Origin of the sequence: Streptomyces sp. NPDC093097 (genome assembly GCF_044754325.1) — a bacterium.
In the GTDB taxonomy this organism is placed as follows: domain Bacteria; phylum Actinomycetota; class Actinomycetes; order Streptomycetales; family Streptomycetaceae; genus Streptomyces.
On sequence record NZ_JBIVOW010000035.1, the window covers coordinates 34,696 to 55,090 of the forward strand.

The following is a 20,395-nucleotide window of genomic DNA, read 5'->3' on the forward strand; positions in this document are numbered from 1 at the left end:
CACCGCTCCCGTACGCCGAGGGAAGGATCGAACATGTCGACCACCGCACACGCCGAGCCGTCTTGGGCGGATCTGCCGTTCCTGGACTTCACCGACCCCAGCTTCGCCTGGGACTCCCCTGAGGTGGCCGAGGCCCGGGAGAAGTCCTGGATCGCCCGCACCCCGCTGGCCCTCCTGGTGCTGCGGTACGACGAGGCCGACCAACTGGCCCGTGACAAGCGGCTCGTCTCCGGCTTCCGCGGCCTGGTGGAGCTGGTGGGGACCCCCCAGGGCCCGGTGCGCGACTTCATGGTGGACTTCCTGCAGAGCCTGGACGGCGCGGACCACCGCCGGCTCCGCGGGCTGGCCACCCACCCCTTCACACCCCGCCGGATCACCGAGGTGCAGCCCTTCGTCCGGTCCACCGTGGAGCAGCTGGTCGACAAGCTGCCGAAGGGCGAGTTCGACTTCGTGCAGCACTTCGCCCACCCGCTGCCCGCCGTGGTGATGTGCCAGTTGCTGGGTTTCCCGCTGGAGGACTACGACACCGTCGGCCGCCTCTCCATCGAGACCAACCTCGGACTGGCGCTCTCCAACGACCAGGACGCGCTCGCCAAGGTTGAGCAGGGCCTCGGCCGGATGTTCGACTATCTGGTGGCGGCCATCGAGAAGCGCAAGGTGGAGCCGGGCGACGACCTCACCTCTGACATCGTCCGCGCCTTCCGCAACGGCACCCTGGACGACTACGAGCTGCGCACCCTGGTCGCCACCGTGCTGGTCGCCGGTTATGAGACCACCAACCACCAACTGGCTCTCGCCATGTACGACTTCGCCCAGCACCCCGACCAGTGGATGAAGCTCAAGGAGAACCCCGAGCTGGCTCCCCAGGCCGTCGAGGAGGTGCTGCGATGGAGCCCCACCCTGCCCGTCACCGCCACCCGTACCGCCGCCGAGGACTTCGAGGTCAACGGCATCCGCATCCCCACCGGCACCCCCGTCTTCATGTGCGCCCACGCGGCGCACCGCGACCCCCGGGTGTTCGCTGACGCCGACACCTTCGACATCACCGTCAAGCGCGAGGCGCCCTCCCTCGCGTTCGGCGGCGGCCCGCACTTCTGCCTGGGCACGGCGCTCGCCCGGCTCGAACTCACCGAGGGCCTGGCGGCGCTGGCCACCCGGCTGGACCCGCCGCAGATCGTCGGTGAGATCACCTGGCGGCACGCGCTGGGCGTCGCCGGGCCGGACACCCTGCCGCTGCGCTTCGGCGCGGCCTGACGTCCCCCGGGCCGATGGTGCACCAACTGCGCTCTCGGTGCCACCGACGGTGAGTTCCACGAGGTCCTGAATCTCCTTTGAAGGGCAGCACGTTCGACATGACCAATGACGTCAAGACGCTGGAATACCTCAAGCGCCTCACCGCCGAGCTGTTGGAGACCCGGGAGTGCCTGCGCACCGCGGAGGCGTCGACCCAGGAGCCGGTCGCGGTGGTGTCGATGGGATGTCGTTACCCGGGGGGAGTGTCCTCGCCCGAGGACCTGTGGCAACTGGTGGAGAGCGGTACCGACGCGATGGCGCCGTTCCCCGCCGACCGGGGCTGGAACGTCGAGGAACTCCTCGACCCCGAGCAGTCCGGTCGGACGTACACCCTGGAGGGCGGGTTCGTCGACGGGGCCGCGGAGTTCGACGCGGACCTGTTCGGGATCAGTCCGCGCGAGGCCACCGCGATGGACCCTCAGCAGCGACTGCTGCTGGAGACCGCCTGGGAGACCCTCGAACGGGCCGGTCTGGACCCCGAGTCGCTGCGCGGCCGGCCCGTCGGGGTCTTCGTCGGGTCCCTCTACGTGGCTGGCGGCAGCGGCGTCGGGACGGCCGAGGGCACCGAGGGCTACCACATGACCGGTAACGCGGCCAGCGTCCTGTCGGGACGCCTCTCCTACGTGTTCGGCCTGGAAGGCCCCTCGGTCACCGTGGACACCGCCTGCTCGGCGTCCCTGGTGGCCGTGCACCAGGCCGTCCAGGCGCTGCGGCAGGGCGAGTGCGAGATGGCCCTGGCAGGCGGCACCACGGTGATGACGACGCCCGGCGTCTTCAGCGAGTTCAGCCGGCAGCGCGGGCTGGCGCCGGACGGCCGGTGCAAGGCGTTCTCCGACGCGGCGGACGGTACCGGCTTCGGCGAGGGTGCCGGCCTGGTGCTGCTGGAGCGGCTGTCCGACGCCCGCCGGAACGGACACCCGGTCCTGGCCGTCATCCGCGGTTCCGCCGTCAACCAGGACGGCGCCTCCAACGGCCTGACCGCCCCCAACGGCCCGTCCCAGCAGCGCGTCATCCGCGCCGCCCTCGCCAACGCCAAACTCGGCCCGGCCGACATCGACGCCGTCGAGGCGCACGGCACCGGCACCCAGCTGGGCGACCCGGTCGAGGCCCAGGCGCTGCTGGCGACCTACGGCCAGGGCCGGCCCGCGGACCAGCCGTTGTGGCTGGGCTCGGTCAAGTCCAACCTGGGCCACACCCAGGGCGCGGCCGGCATCGCCGGCCTGATCAAGATGGTGATGGCGGTCCGGCACGGGGTGCTCCCCAAGACCCTGCACGCCGACGAGCCCTCCTCGTACGTGGACTGGACCTCCGGCGGGGTCCGGGTGCTCGGCGAGAACCACGACTGGCCTCGGACCGGCCGCCCGCGCCGGGCCGGTATCTCCTCCTTCGGGATCAGCGGCACCAACTCCCATGTGATCCTGGAACAGGCCCCCGCCGACGACACCGCCGAGGGGGAGCAGGCCGCCCCGGGCCCGCAGCCGCACCGGGTGCCCTGGGTGATCGCCGCTCGTGGCGACCGCGCCCTGCGCGGCCAGGCGGAGCGGCTGGCCGCCGAGGTGGTGGCCCGTCCGGAGCTGCGGCCGGCTGATGTCGGCTGGTCCCTGGCGACCTCCCGCGCGGCCCTCGACCAGCGGGCCGTGGTGTGGGCCGCCGACCGCGAGGGCCACCTCGCCGGACTCACGGCGCTGGCCGAGGACCGCCCCGCCCCCGGCGTCGTCCGGGGGACCGTGGCCGACGGCCGACTGGCCTTTCTCTTCTCCGGCCAGGGCAGCCAGCGCCCCGGCATGGGACGCGAACTGGCCGCCGCCTTCCCGGTGTTCGCCGAGGCCCTCGACGAGGTCTGCCGCCAGCTGGACCCGCACCTGGACCGCCCGCTGAAGGATGTGCTGTTCGCCGCCGAGGGCACCCCCGAGGCCGCCCTCCTGGAACAGACCGCCTACACCCAGACCGCCCTGTTCGCGCACGAGGTCGCCACCTTCCGCCTGCTCACCCACTGGGGCCTCACCCCCGACCTGCTGCTGGGCCACTCCATCGGTGAACTCGCCGCCGCACACGCCGCCGGCGTTCTGTCACTGGCGGACGCCTGCGCACTCGTCGCCGCCCGCGGTCGGCTGATGCAGGAACTCTCCGGCGCCGGCGCCATGGTGGCGATCCAGGCGACCGAGGCGGAGATCCTGCCCTGGTTGACGGAACACGCCGGTGAACTGTCCCTCGCCGCCGTCAACGGACCCGACGCCGTCGTGGTGTCCGGCGCCGAAGGGGCCGTGCTGGGCTGCGTCGCGCACTGGCGGGACCGGGGCCGCAGGACCAAGCGGCTCCAGGTTAGCCACGCCTTCCACTCCTCGCAGATGGACGGCATGCTCAAGGAGTTCGGCCGGGTTGCCGAGAAGCTCGCTTTCCACCCGCCCCGCATCCCGGTCGTCTCCAACCTCACCGGCGAGGTCGCCGGCGCCGACCAGCTGTGCTCGCCCGCGTACTGGGTCCGCCACGCCCGCGAGACCGTCCGTTTCCACGACGGCGTCCGCCGGCTCCTGGACGAGGGCGTGCGCGCGTTCCTGGAGGTGGGCCCGGCCGGAGTGTTGACGGCCATGGTCCAGGACTGCCTCGCCGCGGAACCCGGCGCCACCTCCGCCGTGCTCGCCGCCGTGTCGCGCGGCGGCCGCCCCGAGGCCGACACCGCGCTTGCCGCGGTGGCCGAGGCGTACGTCCACGGTGTCCCGGTCGACTGGACCCGGTTCCTCATGGACACCGGCGCCCGCCGGGTGGACCTGCCCACCTACGCCTTCCAGCGCCGCCGCTTCCCCTGGAACCAGCCCGGCCCCGACGCCGACGTGACCGCGGCCGGCCTCACCAAACTCGGCCACCCGCTGCTCGGCGCCGCCCTGGAACTCGCCGACGACCAGGGCACCGCCCTCACCGGTCGGCTGTCGCGCCGCACCGAGACCTGGCTCGCGGACCACGTCGTCCTCGGCGCCACGCTCGTCCCGGGTACCGCCGTGGTCGAACTGGCCGTCCGCGCCGGCGTCGAACTCGGCTGCCGCCGCCTGCTCGAACTGACCCAGGAAGCCCCGCTGAACCTCCCCGACCGGGGCGCCGTCCACCTCCAGGTGCGGGTGGGACCCGCCGGGGAGCAGGGCCACCGCCCGCTCGCCGTCCACTCCCGCCCCGAGGACGCCGCGGCGGACGAGCCTTGGGTCTGCCACGCCCGTGGCATCCTCGCCCCGGAGGCCGCCCCCGCCCCGGCCGGGCCCGGCGCCGCCTGGCCGCCCGCCGGCGCCGAACCCGTCTCCCTCGACGGGTTCTACGCGGACCTGGCGGCCGCCGGCTTCGCCTACGGCCCCGCCTTCCGCGGCCTCTCCCGCGCCTGGCGGCTCGGCGACGAGGTGCTCGCGGAGATCGCCCTCCCCGAGGCGGTGCGGTCCGGCGCCGGCCGCTACGGCGTCCACCCGGCGCTCCTCGACGCCGCCCTGCACACCGCCCTCCTCCGCCGGGACGGCGCCGCCCCGCCACAGGTGCGCATCCCGTTCTCCTGGCAGGAGGTGACCTTCCACGGCGGCGGCGAACCGGCGCTGCGCGTACGTCTGACCCCGACGGGGACGGACACCGTCGCCCTCGCCCTGTGGGACGGGCACGGCGCCCCGGTGGCCTCGGTCGAATCCCTGGTGAGTCGGCCCGTCTCCGTCCGACAACTCCGTGCCTCCCGCGCCCAGGACGCCCTCTTCCACCTCGACTGGACGCCGGCCACGGCCGCTTCGGCGGCCGTGCGCTGCGCCGTCCTCGGCGACGAGAAGCTGGCCACCGCCCTGTCGGCCCCGGCCTTCGCCGACCTCGGTGCGCTGACCGCGGCGATCGGCGCCGGCGAGCCTGTGCCCGACCTCGTCCTGCTGTCCTGCCGAGGCGACGGCGCCGGCGACGCCGAGACCGCCGAGAACAAGGCGGCCGCCGCGCGCGCTCTGACCGGCCGCGTCCTCGCCGTGCTCCACGGCTGGCTCGCCGAGGAGCGGTTGGCCCCGGCCCGCCTGGTCCTGCTGACCCGGGGCGCCATGCCCGTCACCGCGGGGGAGCCGGTCACCGACCCGGCCGCCGCCGCGGTCTGGGGACTGGTGCGCTCCGCGCAGGCAGAGCACCCCGGCCGCTTCGTACTGGCCGACCTCGACGGGCACGCCGCCTCGACGGCGGCCCTGCCCTCGCTCCCGACCGCGGACGAGCCCCAACTCTCCGTCCGGGAGGGCCGGGTGCTGGTGCCCAGGCTGGCCCGCGGCGTCCCGGCGGGCAGTCTGGTGCCGCCGCCCGGCACCCGGGAGTGGCACCTGGAGCGGACCGGCGCCGGCAACGCCGTCGACGACCTGGCCCTCACCCCGTTCCCCGAGGCCGCCGCCCCGCTGGCGCCCGGACAGGTCCGGGTCGCGGTGCGCGCCGCCGGCCTGAACTTCCGGGACGTGGTGATGGCCCTGGGCATGGTGCCCGACCAGCGGTCGCTGGGCGGCGAGATCGCGGGCGTGGTCACCGAGACGGCGCCGGACGTCACCGGACTCGCCGTCGGCGACCGGATCCTGGGCCTGGCACGCGGCAGCCTCGGCCCGGTCGCGGTCGCCGACCACCGGATGCTCGCCCGGATCCCCGAGGGCTGGTCCTTCGACCGGGCCGCCTCCGTCCCGGTCGCCTTCCTCACCGCCTACTACGGCCTGGTCGACCTGGCCGGCGTGCGGCCGGGCGACCGCGTGCTGGTGCACGCCGCGGCCGGCGGCGTCGGCATGGCCGCCGTCCAGCTGGCGCGGCACCTCGGCGCCGAGGTGTTCGCGACGGCCGGCCCCGCCAAGTGGGACACGGTGCGCGGCCTGGGCGTCGACGACGAGCACCTCGCCTCCTCGCGCAACGGTGAGTTCGAGGCGCGGTTCGCCGCGACGGCCGGCGGCCATGGGCTGGACGTGGTCCTCAACTCCCTGGCCGGGGAGATGGCGGACGCGTCACTGCGGCTGGTCCGCCCGGGCGGCCGGTTCATCGAGATGGGCAAGACCGACATCCGGGACACCGACGAGGTCGCGGCCGCGTACGAGGGCGTCGCCTACCGCGCGTTCGACCTGATGGACGCCGGACCGGAGCGCATCGCCGGGATGCTGGCGGAGATCCTCGCCCTGTTCGACGGCGGGCATCTCCGGCCGATCCCGGTGACCACCTGGGACGTCCGGCAGGCCCCCGAGGCGTTCCGCCACTTCTCCCAGGCACGCCACATCGGCAAGATCGTCCTCACGGTGCCGCCCGCCTGGAATCCCGACGGGACCGTCCTGGTCACCGGCGCCTCCGGGGCGCTCGGAGCCCAGGTGGCCCGGCACCTGGTCCGCACCCATGAGGTCGGACACCTGGTCCTGGCCAGCCGCCGCGGCCCCGACGCCGAGGGCATGGCGGAACTCACCGACGAGCTCGCGGCGTTGGGCGCGACGACGGTACGGGCCGTGGCCTGCGACGTCGCCGACCGGGCCGCAGTGGCCGGCCTGCTGGCCGCCGTTCCGGCCGAACACCCCCTGACCGCCGTGGTGCACACGGCGGGTGTGGTGGACGACGGCCTCCTGGAGTCCCTGACGCCGGAGCGGATCGACACCGTCTTCCGGCCCAAGGCCGTCGGCGCCTGGCACCTCCACGAGCTCACCCGGGACCGGGAGTTGGCCGCCTTCGCGGTCTTTTCCTCCGTCGCCGGCACGCTGGGCGCCGGCGCCCAGGCCAACTACGCGGCCGCCAACGCCTTCCTGGACGCGCTGGCCGCCCACCGCCACGACCAGGGCCTGGCCGCCACCTCACTCGCCTGGGGCATGTGGTCCGGAACCAGAGGCATGGCCGCCGACCTGGCCCGGGCCGACCTGGACCGCATGAAGCGCTCCGGCATCACCGGCCTGACCGCCGACGACGGCCTCGCCCTCCTGGACACGGCCCTCGCCTCCGGCCGACCGGTCCTGCTGCCGGTGCGCCTGGACACCCGGGCCCTGCGCGCCACCGCCGCGAGCGGATCCCTCGCCGCACCCCTGCGCGGTCTGGTCCACGCCGCCGCCACGGAGGCCGCGCCGGCCCCGGCCGTGGACACCCTGCGCGACCGCCTGGGGGCCCTCGCGCCCGAGGACCGCCACCAGGCCCTGCTGGACGTGGTGCGCGGCCAGGTCGCCCTGGTCCTCGGCCATGCCGACCCCGAGGGCGTGGAACCCCAACGCGCCTTCAAGGACCTCGGGTTCGACTCGCTCACCGCCGTCGAGCTCCGCAACCGCCTCAACGCCGCGACCGGACTGACCCTGCCCACCACGCTCGTGTTCGACCACCCGACCCCGGCCGCCCTCACCGACCATGTCGAAGGCATCCTGCTGGTCGGCCTGGGCTCGCCCGTCGCCCCCCTCCTCGCCCGCCTCGACGAATGGGCCGCCGAACTCGCCACCGTCCGGCTCGACGACGGCGAACGGGAACGGGTGGCGGCCCGGCTGCGGGCGCTCGCCAGGCAGTGGGGCGGGGACCCCCGCGCCCAGGACGACGCGACGACCCTCGTCGGCGCACTCGACCAGGCGACCGACGACGAAGTCATCGACTTCATCAGCAAGGAACTCGGCATCTCATGATCCCGTGTCGCATCCCGGGTGCGAGGGGACAACGGTGACTTCGACACGAGGTGGATTCACATGGTGAGCGACGACAAGGTCAGGTACTTCCTCAAGAAGGTGACCGCCGACCTCCACGAGACGCGCGGCCGCCTGAAGGAAATCGAGGACGCCGCGGGCGAACCCGTCGCGGTCGTGGCGATGGGCTGCCGCTTCCCCGGCGACGTCCGCTCGCCCGAGGACCTCTGGCGCCTGGTCGTCACGGGACAGGACGCGGTGACGCCGTTCCCCGCCGACCGCGGCTGGGACCTGGACGGCCTCTACGACCCCGACCCCGACCGGGCCGGGAAGACCTATGCCCAGAAGGGCGGCTTCCTTAACGACGTCGCCTCCTTCGACGCCGGGCTGTTCGGCATCAGTCCGCGTGAGGCCCTGGCCCTGGACCCCCAGCAGCGCCTGCTCCTGGAGGTCACCTGGGAGACCTTCGAGCGCGCCGGCGTCACTCCGGCCGCCCTGCGCGGCAGCCGCACCGGCGTCTTCGTCGGCACCAGCAGCCAGGAGTACGCCTTCCTGGTCCGTGATTCCCGTGAGAACCTGGAGGGCTACTCGACCGGCTTCCTCGCCAGCGTCATGTCCGGCCGCCTCGCCTACACCTTCGGCCTCGAAGGCCCCGCGGTCACCGTGGACACCGCCTGCTCGGCGTCCCTGGTCGCCCTCCACCAGGCCGTCCAGTCGCTACGGCAGGGCGAGTGCGGCCTGGCCCTGGCCGGCGGCGTCGCCGTCATGGCCACCCCCGGCATGTTCATCGAGTTCAGCCGCCAGCGCGGGATGGCCGTGGACGGCCGCTGCAAGGCGTTCTCCGCCGCCGCCGACGGCACCGGCTGGGGCGAGGGCGTCGGCATGCTCCTTCTGGAGCGGCTGTCCGACGCCCGCCGGAACGGACACCCGGTCCTGGCCGTCATCCGCGGTTCCGCCGTCAACCAGGACGGCGCCTCCAACGGCCTGACCGCCCCCAACGGCCCGTCCCAGCAGCGCGTCATCCGCGCTGCCCTCGCCAACGCCAAACTCGGCCCGGCCGACATCGACGCCGTCGAGGCCCATGGCACCGGCACCGCCCTTGGCGACCCCATCGAGGCACAGGCCCTTCTGGCCACCTACGGCCAGGACCGCCCCGACGGCGAACCCCTCTGGCTGGGCTCGCTGAAGTCCAACATCGGCCACACCCAGGCCGCCGCCGGCGTCGGCGGCATGATCAAGATGGTGATGGCCCTGCGCAAGGGCGTCCTGCCGCCCACCCTCCATGCCGACGAACCCACCCCGCACGTCGACTGGTCCGCCGGCGCCGTCGAACTCCTCACCGAGGCTCGCGACTGGCCCAGCGACGGCCGCCCCCGCCGAGCCGGCGTCTCCTCCTTCGGCATCAGCGGCACCAACGCCCACCTCATCCTGGAACAGGCCCAGGACCACCCCACCCCCGCCGACGGCCGGGAACCAAACGCCCCCGCGGAGCGGCGCGCCGACCAGCCCGCCGGACCCGCCCCCTGGCCCTGGACCGTCTCCGCCCGCACCGCCCGCGGCCTCCGCGATCAGGCGGCCCGGCTGCGCGACCACGTCTTCGACCACCCGGAGCTCTCCCCGCCGGACGTCGGCCACACCCTGCTGGCCGCGCGGACCCACTTCGACCACCGCGCCGTCGTCCTCGGCACCCACCGCGACGACTACCTCAACGGCCTCGCCGCGCTCGCCGAGGGCAGGAGCGCCCCCGGCCTGGTCGAGGGCGTCGCCACCGAACCAGGCAAGCCCGTCTTCGTCTTCCCTGGCCAGGGCGCCCAATGGATCGGCATGGCCGCGGAGTTGTACCGCGACGCCCCGGTCTTCCGCGACAAGCTCCATGAGTGCGCCGCCGCCGTCGAGCCCCATGTCGACTTCTCCCTGGTCGACGTCGTCCGCGGCACCGACGGCGGCGGCTCCCTGGACCGCGTCGACGTCGTCCAGCCCGCCCTGTGGGCCATGATGGTCTCGCTGGCCGCCCTCTGGCGCTCCTACGGCATCGAACCCGGCGCCGTCGTCGGCCACTCCCAGGGCGAGATCGCGGCCGCCTGCGTCGCCGGCGCCCTCTCCCTCGAACACGGCGCCCAGATCGTCGCCCTGCGCTCCCGCCTCGTCGCCGAACGCCTCTCCGGCCGCGGCGGCATGGCCTTCCTCGCCCTCCCCGCCGACCGGGCCCGCGAACGCCTCGCCACCTGGGGTGTGCGCCTGTCGATCGCCGCCGTCAACAGCCCCTCGTCCGTGGTCGTCTCCGGCGAAACCGAGGCCCTGGACGAACTGCTGGCCGCCGCCGAACAGGAAGGCGTCCGCGCCATCCGCGTCGCGGTCGACTACGCCTCCCATTCCGCCCACGTCGAATCCCTGGAGGCCGAACTCGCCCCGCTGCTCGCCGGGATCACCCCCCGAACGGTCGCGATCCCGTTCTTCTCCACCGTCACCGGCGACGTGATCGACACCGCCGGGCTCGACGCCGCGTACTGGTACCGCAACCTGCGCCGGACCGTCCAGTTCGACCCCGCCCTGCGCCGGCTCGTCGCCGCCGGACACCGCACCTACGTCGAGATGAGCCCCCACCCCGTCATCGCCGTGTCCGTCGAGGAGGTCCTCGACGACACCGCCATCGGTGGCGTCGTGTTGGCCTCGCTGCGCCGCAACGAAGGAAGCCTCCAGCGCTTCCTGACCTCCGTCGCCGAGGCCCAGGTGTGCGGGGTCCCGGTGGACTGGACGGCCCAACTCGGGCGGGGACGCCGGGTCGTCGACCTCCCGACCCACGCCTTCCAGCGCCGCCGCTACTGGCTGGAGACCGTCCCCAGGTCGGCCTCTCCCGGAGCGGCTCCGGCCGCGGCCGTGTGGGAGGACGACGAGGAGAACGAGCCCACCGGCTTCCGCGGCCGCCTGGACGGCCTCCCGCCCACCGAGCGGGAACGCGTCGTCCTGGAGACCGTCCGCGAGCACGCCGCCGCCGTCCTCAACCTGGCCTGCGCGGCCGACGTCGACGTCACCCGGCCCTTCACCGACCTCGGCTTCGTCTCCATGACCGCGATGGAGCTCCGCAACCGGCTCGACACCGCCACCGGCGTCCGCCTGCCCCCGGCCGCCGCCTTCGACCACCCCACCCCCGAGAAGCTCGCCGCCCACCTGCTCGACCGGCTGACCGACACCGGCCGGCACACCGCCGAACCGGTGCGTACCGCACTCGTCGCCGATGAGCCGATCGCCATCGTCGCCATGGGCTGCCGCTACGCCGGTGACGTCGCCACCCCCGAACAGCTGTGGGACCTGGTCGCCTCGGGCCGCGACGCCACCTCCTCCTTCCCGGCCAACCGCGGCTGGGCCACGGACCTCTACGACCCCGAGCCCGGCCGGCAGGGACGCACCTACGTCCGCCGCGGCGCCTTCCTGCGCGACGCCGACCGGTTCGACCCCCTCCTGTTCGGCATCAGTCCCCGCGAGGCGCTGGCCATGGACCCGCAGCAGCGCCTCCTCCTGGAGGTCACCTGGGAGGTCTTCGAACGGGCCCGGCTGTCGCCCGAGTCCGTCCGCGGCAGCCTCACCGGCGTCTTCGTCGGCATCGCCGGCCAGGACTACCTGCCGCTGCTCCAGTCCGCTCCCGACGACACCGCCGGCCACCTGATGACCGGCACCTCCAACAGCGTCGCCTCCGGCCGCCTCGCCTACACCTTCGGCCTCGAAGGGCCCGCCATCACCGTCGACACCGCCTGTTCCTCCTCCCTGGTCGCCCTCCACCTCGCCGTCCAGGCCCTGCGCCAAGGCGACTGCACCTCCGCCCTGGTGGGCGGGGCCACCATCCTCTCCACCCCCGGGGCGTTCGTGGAGTTCAGCCAGCAGGGCGGGCTGGCACCCGACGGACGCTGCAAGGCGTTCGCCGCGGCCGCCGACGGCACCGGCTGGGGCGAGGGAGTCGGCGTGCTCCTCATCGAGCCCCTCTCCGAGGCCCGCCGCCACGGACACCCCGTCCTGGCGCTGATCCGCGGCACCGCCACCAACCAGGACGGCGCCAGCAACGGCCTCTCCGCCCCGAACGGCCTCGCCCAGCGGCGCGTCATCCGCCAGGCCCTCGCCAACGCCGGCCTCACCGGCCGGGACGTCGACGCCGTCGAGGCCCACGGCACCGGCACCACCCTCGGCGACCCCATCGAGGCCGAGGCCCTCCTGGACACCTACGGTCAGGACCGGCCGGCCCACGCCCCGCTGTGGCTCGGCTCGGTGAAGTCCAACCTCGGCCACACCGCCGCCGCGGCCGGCGTCGGCGGTGTCATCAAGATGGTGATGGCCATGGACCGCGGCGTCCTGCCGCCCACCCTCCACGTCGACGACCCGACCCCGCACGTCGACTGGACCGCGGGCGGCGTCGAACTGCTCACCGAGGCCCGGAAGTGGCCGGACCAGGGCCGGGCCCGCCGGGCCGGCGTCTCGGCCTTCGGCATCAGCGGCACCAATGCCCACGTCGTCCTGGAACAGGCCCCGAACGACTCCGTCACCGGAGCGGCCGGGTACCCCGCCGCCGAACTCCCCGCCCTGCCCTGGGTGCTGTCGGGCCGCACCGGGAAGGCCCTACGGGCCCAGGCCGAGCGGCTGTGCGGATTCGCGGGCGAACACCCCGACCTGCCGGCGGCCGACATCGCCCGCTCGCTGGCCGCCACCCGGGCCGGTCTGGAACACCGCGCTGTGCTCCTTGGCCGGGACCGCGACGAACTGCTGGCGGCCCTGACGGCCCTGGCGGCGGACGACGCCTCGGCCTCCCTCGTCCGGGGCACGGCCCGTGCACGGGGCCGGGCGGCACTGCTCTTCACCGGGGAGTCCGGTGGGCGCGGCGGACTGGCCCGGGAACTGTACCTCCGGGCACCGGCGTTCGCCTCGGCCGTGGACGAGGTGGCCGCCGTCCTCGCCGCCCACCTCGACCGCCCGCTGGGGGAGGTCCTCACCGGGGACCGTGAGGCGCCGGACGACCCGGTCCTCGCCCGGGCCGCGCTCTTCGCCGAGGACGTGGCACTGTTCCGGCTCATGGAGCACTGGGGCCTGCGCCCCGGCTTCCTCGTCGGCCACGGCGTCGGCGAAGTGGCCGCCGCGCACTGCGCTGGCGTGCTGTCCCTGACCGACGCGGCGGCCCTGGTCACCGCCCCGGACCGGGCCTGCGTCGCCGCCGACCTGCCCGTGCGTCCGCCGGCCGTTCCCCTGGTCTCCAGCCGGACCGGCCGCCCCGTCGCACCAGAGGAGCTGCGCTCCCCGGAGCACTGGAGCGGTACCGGCGAACCGGCGGGCGCCGTACGGTGGTTGGCCGCCGAGGGAGTGCGCGAGATCCTGCGGATCGGCCCGCCGGCGGCGGAGCAGGCTCCCGGCGGCGACGACGACGTCCTCGTGGTGCCGACCCATAGTGCCGACGGCGGATTCGCCACGCTCCTCGACGCGCTGGCCCGGCTCCACGTCAGGGGCATCGCGACGGACTGGGAGCGCATGCTCGCCGACAGCGGAGCGAACCTGGTGGAACTCCCCACCTACGCCTTCCAACGCCAGCGGTTCTGGCCCGAGTTGACCGGGGTCTCCTACGGTGCCGTCGGCTCCCGGGAGACCGGCGGTGGCGCGGGCGGCGAGCGGGGTCGGGAGTTCCGTGAGCGCCTGGCCGCCGCGGCGGAGGACGAGCGGGAAGGGATCGTCGCCGCACTGGTCCGCGAGCACGTCGCCAAGGTCCTCCGACTGGCCGACACCGCCTCCGTCGACGACGAAACCCCCCTCCCCGAGCTGGGCTTCGACTCGCTGACCGCGGTGGACCTGCGCAACCGCCTCGGGGCGGACACCGGCCTCCGGCTGCCCCCGTCCCTCGTCTTCCAGCACCCGACGATCACCGCCCTCACCCGGCACCTGGCCGCCCAGCGGCCGACGGCGGACTCCACGGACACCCCCGGGAACGGCACCGCCGACGCCCCGTCCACCCTGGCTCCGCTCTTCGCCCGTGCCCATGAACTGGGCCGCACCGAGGAGCTTCAGGAACTGGTGCTGCGCGTCGCGGACTTCCGCCCCACCTTCGACGCGCCCGAGGAGCGGTTCCGCCTCCCGCACGTCCGCCTCGCCCGCGGCTCCGCACTCGCCCGGCTGATCTGCTTCCCGACGTTCGCCGGCGGCTCGGGAGCCCATCAGTACGCCCGGTTGGCCGCCGCCTCCGACGGCGAGCGCGACATCTGGGTCCTGCCGGCCCCCGGGTTCACCTGGCAGGAACCGCTCCCCGCCTCCGTCGGGGCGCTGGCCCGGCTCCAGGCCGACAGCGTCCAGGAGTGCGCCGACGGTCAACCGGCCGTCCTGGTCGGCTACTCGGCGGGCGGCTGGCTCGCTCACGCCACCGCGGCCGCCCTGGAGGAGCGCGGCGCCGCCCCCGCCGCCGTCGTCCTCCTGGACAGCCACCACCCGGACAGTGCGATGCTCCCGCACCTCCACGCCCACATCGGCCGGTCCCGCACCACAGGGGAGGGCGATGTCCTCTGGATCGAGGGGACCCAGGACGACGCCTACCTCACGGCCATGGCCCACTACGCCCGCCTGTTCCACGGCTGGACCCCGGCGGACATCAGCGCGCCGACGCTGCTCGTCCGGGCCGTGGAACCCCCCTTCGACGGGGCGCCGGACGACTGGCGCACGTGCTGGAACCACCCGCACAGCAGCGTCGACACGGCCGGAAGCCACTTCTCGATCATTCGTGAGCACAGCGCGTCCACCCTGCGCTCCGTACACGACTGGCTCAAGGTCCTTCACTGAGGACGCGAAGGTCTCGACATGAGAGCGATCAACTCTCCGGGCCGAACGGCAGGGGCACGGTCTCTCATCCGGACTCGACGCCCGGGAACAAAGAGTGCTCACCTGCCGCCGGCTACCACAGGGAGTCTGCCGGATGCCCGACTCCCCGAACTGATGAGGAACAAGATGACCACTACCAGCGCAAGCTCCACCCAGCTTCTCGACCAGGACGTCATCGAAGGGCAGTCCGGCTACACGAAGTCGTTCCTCAACCTGTACGACCTCGCGGTCTTCCGGGGCACCGCGCCCCTCGCCTGGCAGTGCCCGCCGGCCGTCTCCCGTCAGCTGTACGACACCTGCGTCGGCACCGACCATGTGGAGATCGGTGTCGGCACCGGCTACCTCCTCGACCACGCCACGTTCCCGGTCGACAACCCTCGGATCACCCTCGTCGACCTCAACCCCAACTCCCTGGCGCACACGGCCCACCGCCTCCGCCGCTACGACGTCACCATGGTCCGGGCCAACGTCCTTGAGCCCCTGCCGCTCCCCGAGCGGTCCATGGACTCCGTCGGTATGAACTACCTGCTCCACTGCGTCCCCGGCAGCATCAAGGAGAAGGGCATCGCCCTCAAGAACGCCGCGGCCGTGGTCCGCCCTGGCGGCGTCGTCTTCGGCGCCACCGTGCTGTCCTCCGGCGTCCCGGTCAGCGTCCGCGGCCGCTGGACCATGAACTGGCTCAACAAACAGGGCGCCTTCCACAACGACCAGGACGACTACGACGACCTCCGCGACCAACTGGCCCGGCACTTCGACCGCTTCCAGCTGACCTCGCGCGGCTGCGTGGGCATCTGGCGGGCCTGGACGGCGGGCTGAGGCGGAAGAAGTGGGCGGTGTGGCCCGGCAACAGGAATGAAGGCAATGGGCGTCGGGGTGAGAGGGGCGGGGTCCGGCTGGAGGGCCGGGGACGGTGCCTTCGGAGCGGGGTCTGGTTCCCGGTCCGGGAGGCGGGGCGGGGTGGCCGGGTGCGGGGCGGTCGGGCGGTCGGCGTCCAGGAGGATCTTGCCGGGATCGTGGACGGCCCGCGGCTTCCGCCACGGAGCCAGAGCTGGGGATATGGCCTGGTCAAGGCCCGTCTTGCGGACTGTTTCGACGAGTAGGACTGATCCGGCCGGGAGGGAAAGTGCCTCCGGCTGGAGCGGGAACAAGGGCCTCAGCAATCCTCATTCTCGCAGGTCAGAGGCGCTTTCTGCTTTCCTGGCCGCCTGTCGGACAACCCGCTTCATGAAAGCCACCGGAACTCGCGCCCAGGACGGCAGAGCGGGGCGGCGGTGCGATCGTCGACGCGACCCCTGTCGCTGCCGGGTGTGGGGTTGCGGGCCCACCCGCGTCGAGGGCAACAGGCAGGTGTACGGCGTTGCCTGGGGCGTGAAGGGGAAGTGCGGGTCATGGCGCTCAGCGCGTAAGGTGGTTGGCGTGACTGGCGAGAGTGATCTGCAGAAACTGCTGAGCGGCATGCGTCCGGAGCTGAATCCGGGCCGTTATGTGTTCACCATGGTCGAGGGCGGTGTGCCCTCCGGCGTTGCCCCTGTGGTCACAGTCGCCGAGCGCGAGGGCCTGACCGTGGTTGTGCCGCTTGAAGAGGCGGATGCGGCGGGGATGGCATACGACTACGTGGCCGGCTGGATCACTCTGCGCGTCCACTCCGCGCTTGAGGCGGTCGGCCTGACCGCCGCGATCTCGCGGGAACTCTCCGACGCCGGCCTGAGTTGCAACGTCGTCGCAGGGTTCCACCACGACCACCTGTTCGTCCCGTACCAGCACGCTGACCGAGCGGTCGCCCTCCTGGAGAGCCTGGCGCAACGCTCCGCCTGAGCCGGCACGGGAGAGGACCGGTCGCAGCCACTCGTTCCGTAGTCGGTGCGGTGACTGCCCACTACGCGGAATTGCCTTCAGCGTCGGGTAGTTGACTCTTCGGTGACTACCCGGATGATCGTCTTGCCGGGGATGCGTTTGTCGGGGGAGAACGCGGCGGGTGCCTCGGCGAGCGGCCGTACGGCGCCGACGTTTGCCTTGAGCCGTCCGTCTCTCAGCCGTGTTGCGAGGTCGGTGAGTCGAGCGCGGTCGGGTTCGACAACGAAGAAGACGGCCCTCCCCTGCCGGGGTTGGACTTTGGGCGGCATGGCGACGCTGACGAGGGTGCCGCCGGCGCGTACCAGGGCGGCCGAGCGGTCGAGGATTTCCCCGCCGAGCACGTCGAACACGACGTCGACTTCGCCGACCTCCTCCAACTTCTCCGCCTCCAGGTCGACGAAGGCGTCCACGCCGAGCGCGAGCGCCCGGTCCCGGGCGTTGGCCCGACCGGTGCCGATGACCCGGGCCCCGACCTCGCGGGACAGCTGTACCGCGATCGAACCGACGGCGCCTGCGGCGCCGTGGATCAGAACGGTCTGCCCCGCGGTGAGGCGGCCGTGGTCGAACAGGCCCTGCCATGCGGTCAGCCCGGAGATCGGCACCGCGGCGGCCACGGTGTGGTCGATATCCGCCGGCAGCGGAGCCAGGTTGCGGGCCTCCACCGCGACGTACTCGGCGAGCGTGCCGTTGCGGGCCCAGTCGGTCAGGCCGAACACCCGCTGGCCGACACTCAGCCCGGTGGTGCCGAATCCCAGCTCGGCGACGACTCCGGACATCTCGTGCCCGGGTACGCTCGGCGCCCGGTCACGTCCTGCGCGGTCAGTCCACGTACCGGGCCATTCCAGCTCTCCAGGGGTGAAGCCCGCAGCGTGTACGCGCACGATGACGTCGTTCTCGGCCGCGTGGGGATAGGGCATGTCCGCTGTCAGGGACAACCCGGCGATACCGGCGTCACGGTCTCGAATGGTGATGGCTTGCATGGCAGGTGTCCTTACTGGTGTGTCGAGGTCCGCGACCTCATCGGGAAGATGAGGCATCCCCTCCCGGACGCGACAGCTCGGATGCGGGAAAGCGTGTCCGGATCGAGCCCCGCGGCAGGCGGCGATCACCGACCGCGCTCCGCACCCGTATCGGCAGCGCAGACGTGGCCTTCCCGGTGGAACACCAGGCCGGCTCACCGCCGACCTCGACGAAGTCGTGTCGTCCCGAACGCCACTGGTGCCCCGCACACACTCTTGGCCACGCCTTCACCACCATGGATGAGCTTGCGCCCCGCGGCAACCTTGCCGCCGCCGTCGGTGACGTGGACGGTCTGCGCGTGCAGGAGCTTGACCAGGCACTCCAGACAGCCGGACTTGCGGTCGACGTGGCAGAGCGCCGACACGCGCGCCGCCTTTGGTGCCTGTGGCGTGGACTGCTCCACCTTGGCCAGGCACCTTCGCGCCTGCCAGGCAAGCCGCCGGCAACCGGTACGGAGAGGTGCAGCACCTCAACGATCCGGCCGCACTCGGGGGCCTTTCCAGGCGCAGGGCGAAGCTGATGCGGACGTGCTTCAGCAGTTCGCCCCCGACGGCAGGAGCCCGGTTTCGCCGCCATGCCTGTCCGCCCTGCCGGCGCCTCACGACTGCCACCGCTCTTCGATCGTCAGTTCCCATACCCGGCCGGCGTCTTCGAGACGGGCCAGACAGGGCCGGGGAAACGGCGTGTCCACGCGTCAACAGGCCTTCGTACGCTGCCAGTCGGGGCTCCGTGCTCGCGCGGATCCTGAGGTACGGTGACGGACATTCGGTGGCTTCGCGCCGAATATGAAGCGGCCCCCGGCGGTGTTAGCAGCACCGGTCCGAGGGCCTTCACCGCCAAGGAGTTAGGAGCTCCCTGGGATGCTTAGGCATGCTATCGCGCCTGCGCGCTTCTTCTCGCAGGTGCCGAACGAGATCATCCGCCATCCCCGCCTGTCGTCGGACGCCGTGCGTCTGCTGACCTGGCAGTTGTCGCTTCCGGACGGCGCGGACGGGCCGCTGTCGGCGACTGCGAGGCGGGCCGGGATCAAGAAGGCGGCGTTCATCCGCGCCAAACGGGAACTGTCCGCCGAGGGCTATCTGCATGAGTGGCGGCGGCAGGGCCCGACCGGGCGTTGGTCGACCGTGCAACTCGTCTCCAACGTGCCGCTCGGCCCGGCCGAGGCCGCCGAGGTGCGCGAGGGTCGACCGACGGACGGGATTCCGGCCGCCGGTCAGCCGACGGGCCGGGCCGTCGGCCGTTCCCTGGAGAACACCGTCGAGAACACCCCCCACCCTCCCACCCCCGATCAGCGACAACTCGACGACCAGGCCCACGCGTTGGGCGACCCGAAGCACACCGGTGGGCGGGAGCGCGGGCGGCCCCAGAACGACGAAGCGCCCCCGACGCAGGAGGCAGCCGCTGCGGCGACGATGCCTCGGGAACTGGCGGAACGCGCCGTTCAGGCGCTCGCGGCCGTATCGCACGCCGAGCGGCGACTGCGGCTCGGCGGGCGCGAGTTGAGGCAGCTCGCGCCGTTGGCGGGCACGTGGTTGCAACGTGGGGCCACTGCCGCGGACATCCGGGAGGCCTTGGTCTCCGGGCTGCCTGAGACGGTCCACTGGCCGGCTGCGCTGGTGCGCGATCGGCTGGTGCGGAAGATGCCGGACGCACCGCCGTTCGCCGACCAGCGAGCGACCGGAGCGTCCGCGAAGCCGCCCGTGACGCCGCCCGTGGCCGCGATGCGCGAATGCGCCGGCGAGCATCCACAGCCGTTGCTCTTCCGACCGGTGGCCGACGAGCGACGGTGTGCGGCATGCCGCAGCGAGCCGCCCGAAACGGCCACTGCCGACGACGAGCCCGCCCCCGTGAGCGCGGGGAAGGCACTGTTCGCCGCTGTCCGCGTCGCCATGCGACCGGCGCGACTCAGCCGCGCCGGGTAACCCGACGCGTCCATCGCCTGGTACCGCCCCGGCCCAAGCGCCAGCATGCGTGGGCTGCCTGGTGGGGCTGTGGAGGGAGGTGGCCAGGCCGGTTTCGCCGTGTCGGGCGAGGCTGGGGAAGGGCTTGAGGCCCAGTTGGCGAACGGACGCCACCCCAGACAAGTTCGATGCTCTCCTTCGACGGCGGAACGACAGACGCCAAGCCGAGGAACTCAACTTCGCCTGAGATCAAGAGGGATGGAGAGGGGCCATCGCGTCGCTCATTTCCCGACCGGCGTCACCAACGCCACCACCATCGCGCGCAGCGCGGCCAGCGCTTGCTCGGGGTCGATCCGGTCGGGCGCCAGCAGCCACTGCTGGTGGATACCGATCCCGGCGCCGATGATCGCGGCGGACAGGGCCTCGGCTGATACCCCGGGCGGGAGCGGCAGTTGCTCCAGCTGTCGTCGACAGTGGGTGCGCAGGGTGTGGTGGATCTCGGCGTAGCGGCTGTGGATCGGCGAGTCCGGCTCCAGCGCCTCCACCAGGAGTGTGGCGAAAAGCTTGGTGGTGGGCAGCGCCCACAGGGCGTGCGCACCTTCCGTGATGCGGTCGAAACTCGCCTCCACCTGTTCGGTACCCGCAGGCTCCTCGGCGAGGCCCGCGCTGATCAGGTTCACCGAGCGTTCGAGTACGGCCAGGAGGAGTCCCTCCTTGCTGCCGAAGTGCCAGGGGATCGAGCCTCTGCTGATCCCGGACCGCTCGGCCACGGCGGCGAACGTGGTCTGCCGGTAGCCCTTCTCCGCGAACAGCTCCGCCGCGGCACTGAGGATCCGCTCGCTGCTCTCGTGACTTGTGTGCTCTCGTCGCGTAGCCACGACACCTCCTTCTATGCTA

Annotated in this window: 9 protein-coding genes; 6 read left to right on the top strand and 3 right to left on the bottom strand. The window is 73.0% G+C overall.

Annotated elements, in window-relative coordinates:
• Positions 1-33 precede the first annotated feature (33 nt).
• The 5 genes from ACIQE0_RS36380 (at position 34) to ACIQE0_RS36400 (ending at position 16,538) form a co-directional block, all read left to right on the top strand.
• The gene (locus tag ACIQE0_RS36380; RefSeq protein ID WP_366336266.1) at positions 34-1,254 is read left to right on the top strand and encodes a cytochrome P450; all 1,221 of its coding nucleotides are present in this window, start codon (positions 34-36) and stop codon (positions 1,252-1,254) included.
• Between the two features lie 152 nt (positions 1,255-1,406).
• Positions 1,407-7,889 carry a type I polyketide synthase gene (locus ACIQE0_RS36385; RefSeq protein WP_402340042.1) on the top strand — a complete coding sequence of 2,161 codons (6,483 nt, stop codon included), beginning with the start codon at positions 1,407-1,409 and terminating at the stop codon, positions 7,887-7,889.
• Positions 7,890-7,949: 60 nt separating this feature from the next.
• Complete coding sequence (locus ACIQE0_RS36390; RefSeq protein ID WP_402340012.1) at positions 7,950-14,684, top strand: type I polyketide synthase; 6,735 nt, start codon at positions 7,950-7,952, stop codon at positions 14,682-14,684.
• Positions 14,685-14,849: 165 nt separating this feature from the next.
• Positions 14,850-15,539, top strand: coding sequence for a class I SAM-dependent methyltransferase (locus tag ACIQE0_RS36395; protein ID WP_366336272.1), 690 nt, complete (start codon positions 14,850-14,852; stop codon positions 15,537-15,539).
• Positions 15,540-16,139: 600 nt separating this feature from the next.
• The gene (locus tag ACIQE0_RS36400; protein WP_366336274.1) at positions 16,140-16,538 is read left to right on the top strand and encodes an ACT domain-containing protein; all 399 of its coding nucleotides are present in this window, start codon (positions 16,140-16,142) and stop codon (positions 16,536-16,538) included.
• A gap of 77 nt (positions 16,539-16,615) precedes the next feature.
• Here ACIQE0_RS36400 and ACIQE0_RS36405 read toward each other — a convergent pair whose 3' ends face one another.
• Positions 16,616-17,557: an NADP-dependent oxidoreductase gene (locus tag ACIQE0_RS36405; RefSeq protein WP_402340045.1), complete on the bottom strand. Its 942-nt coding sequence runs from the start codon at positions 17,555-17,557 to the stop codon at positions 16,616-16,618.
• 194 nt (positions 17,558-17,751) lie between these two features.
• Positions 17,752-18,000, bottom strand: coding sequence for a hypothetical protein (locus tag ACIQE0_RS36410; protein ID WP_402340016.1), 249 nt, complete (start codon positions 17,998-18,000; stop codon positions 17,752-17,754).
• Between the two features lie 457 nt (positions 18,001-18,457).
• On the opposite strand from ACIQE0_RS36410, the gene ACIQE0_RS36415 reads away from it, so the two are divergent.
• Entirely contained in the window at positions 18,458-19,519 is a 1,062-nt protein-coding gene (locus ACIQE0_RS36415) for a hypothetical protein (RefSeq protein WP_402340019.1), read from the top strand.
• Between the two features lie 260 nt (positions 19,520-19,779).
• Here the strand turns inward: ACIQE0_RS36415 and ACIQE0_RS36420 are convergent, their stop codons facing one another.
• Entirely contained in the window at positions 19,780-20,376 is a 597-nt protein-coding gene (locus ACIQE0_RS36420) for a helix-turn-helix domain-containing protein (RefSeq protein ID WP_366336282.1), read from the bottom strand.
• Positions 20,377-20,395: the final 19 nt, after the last annotated feature.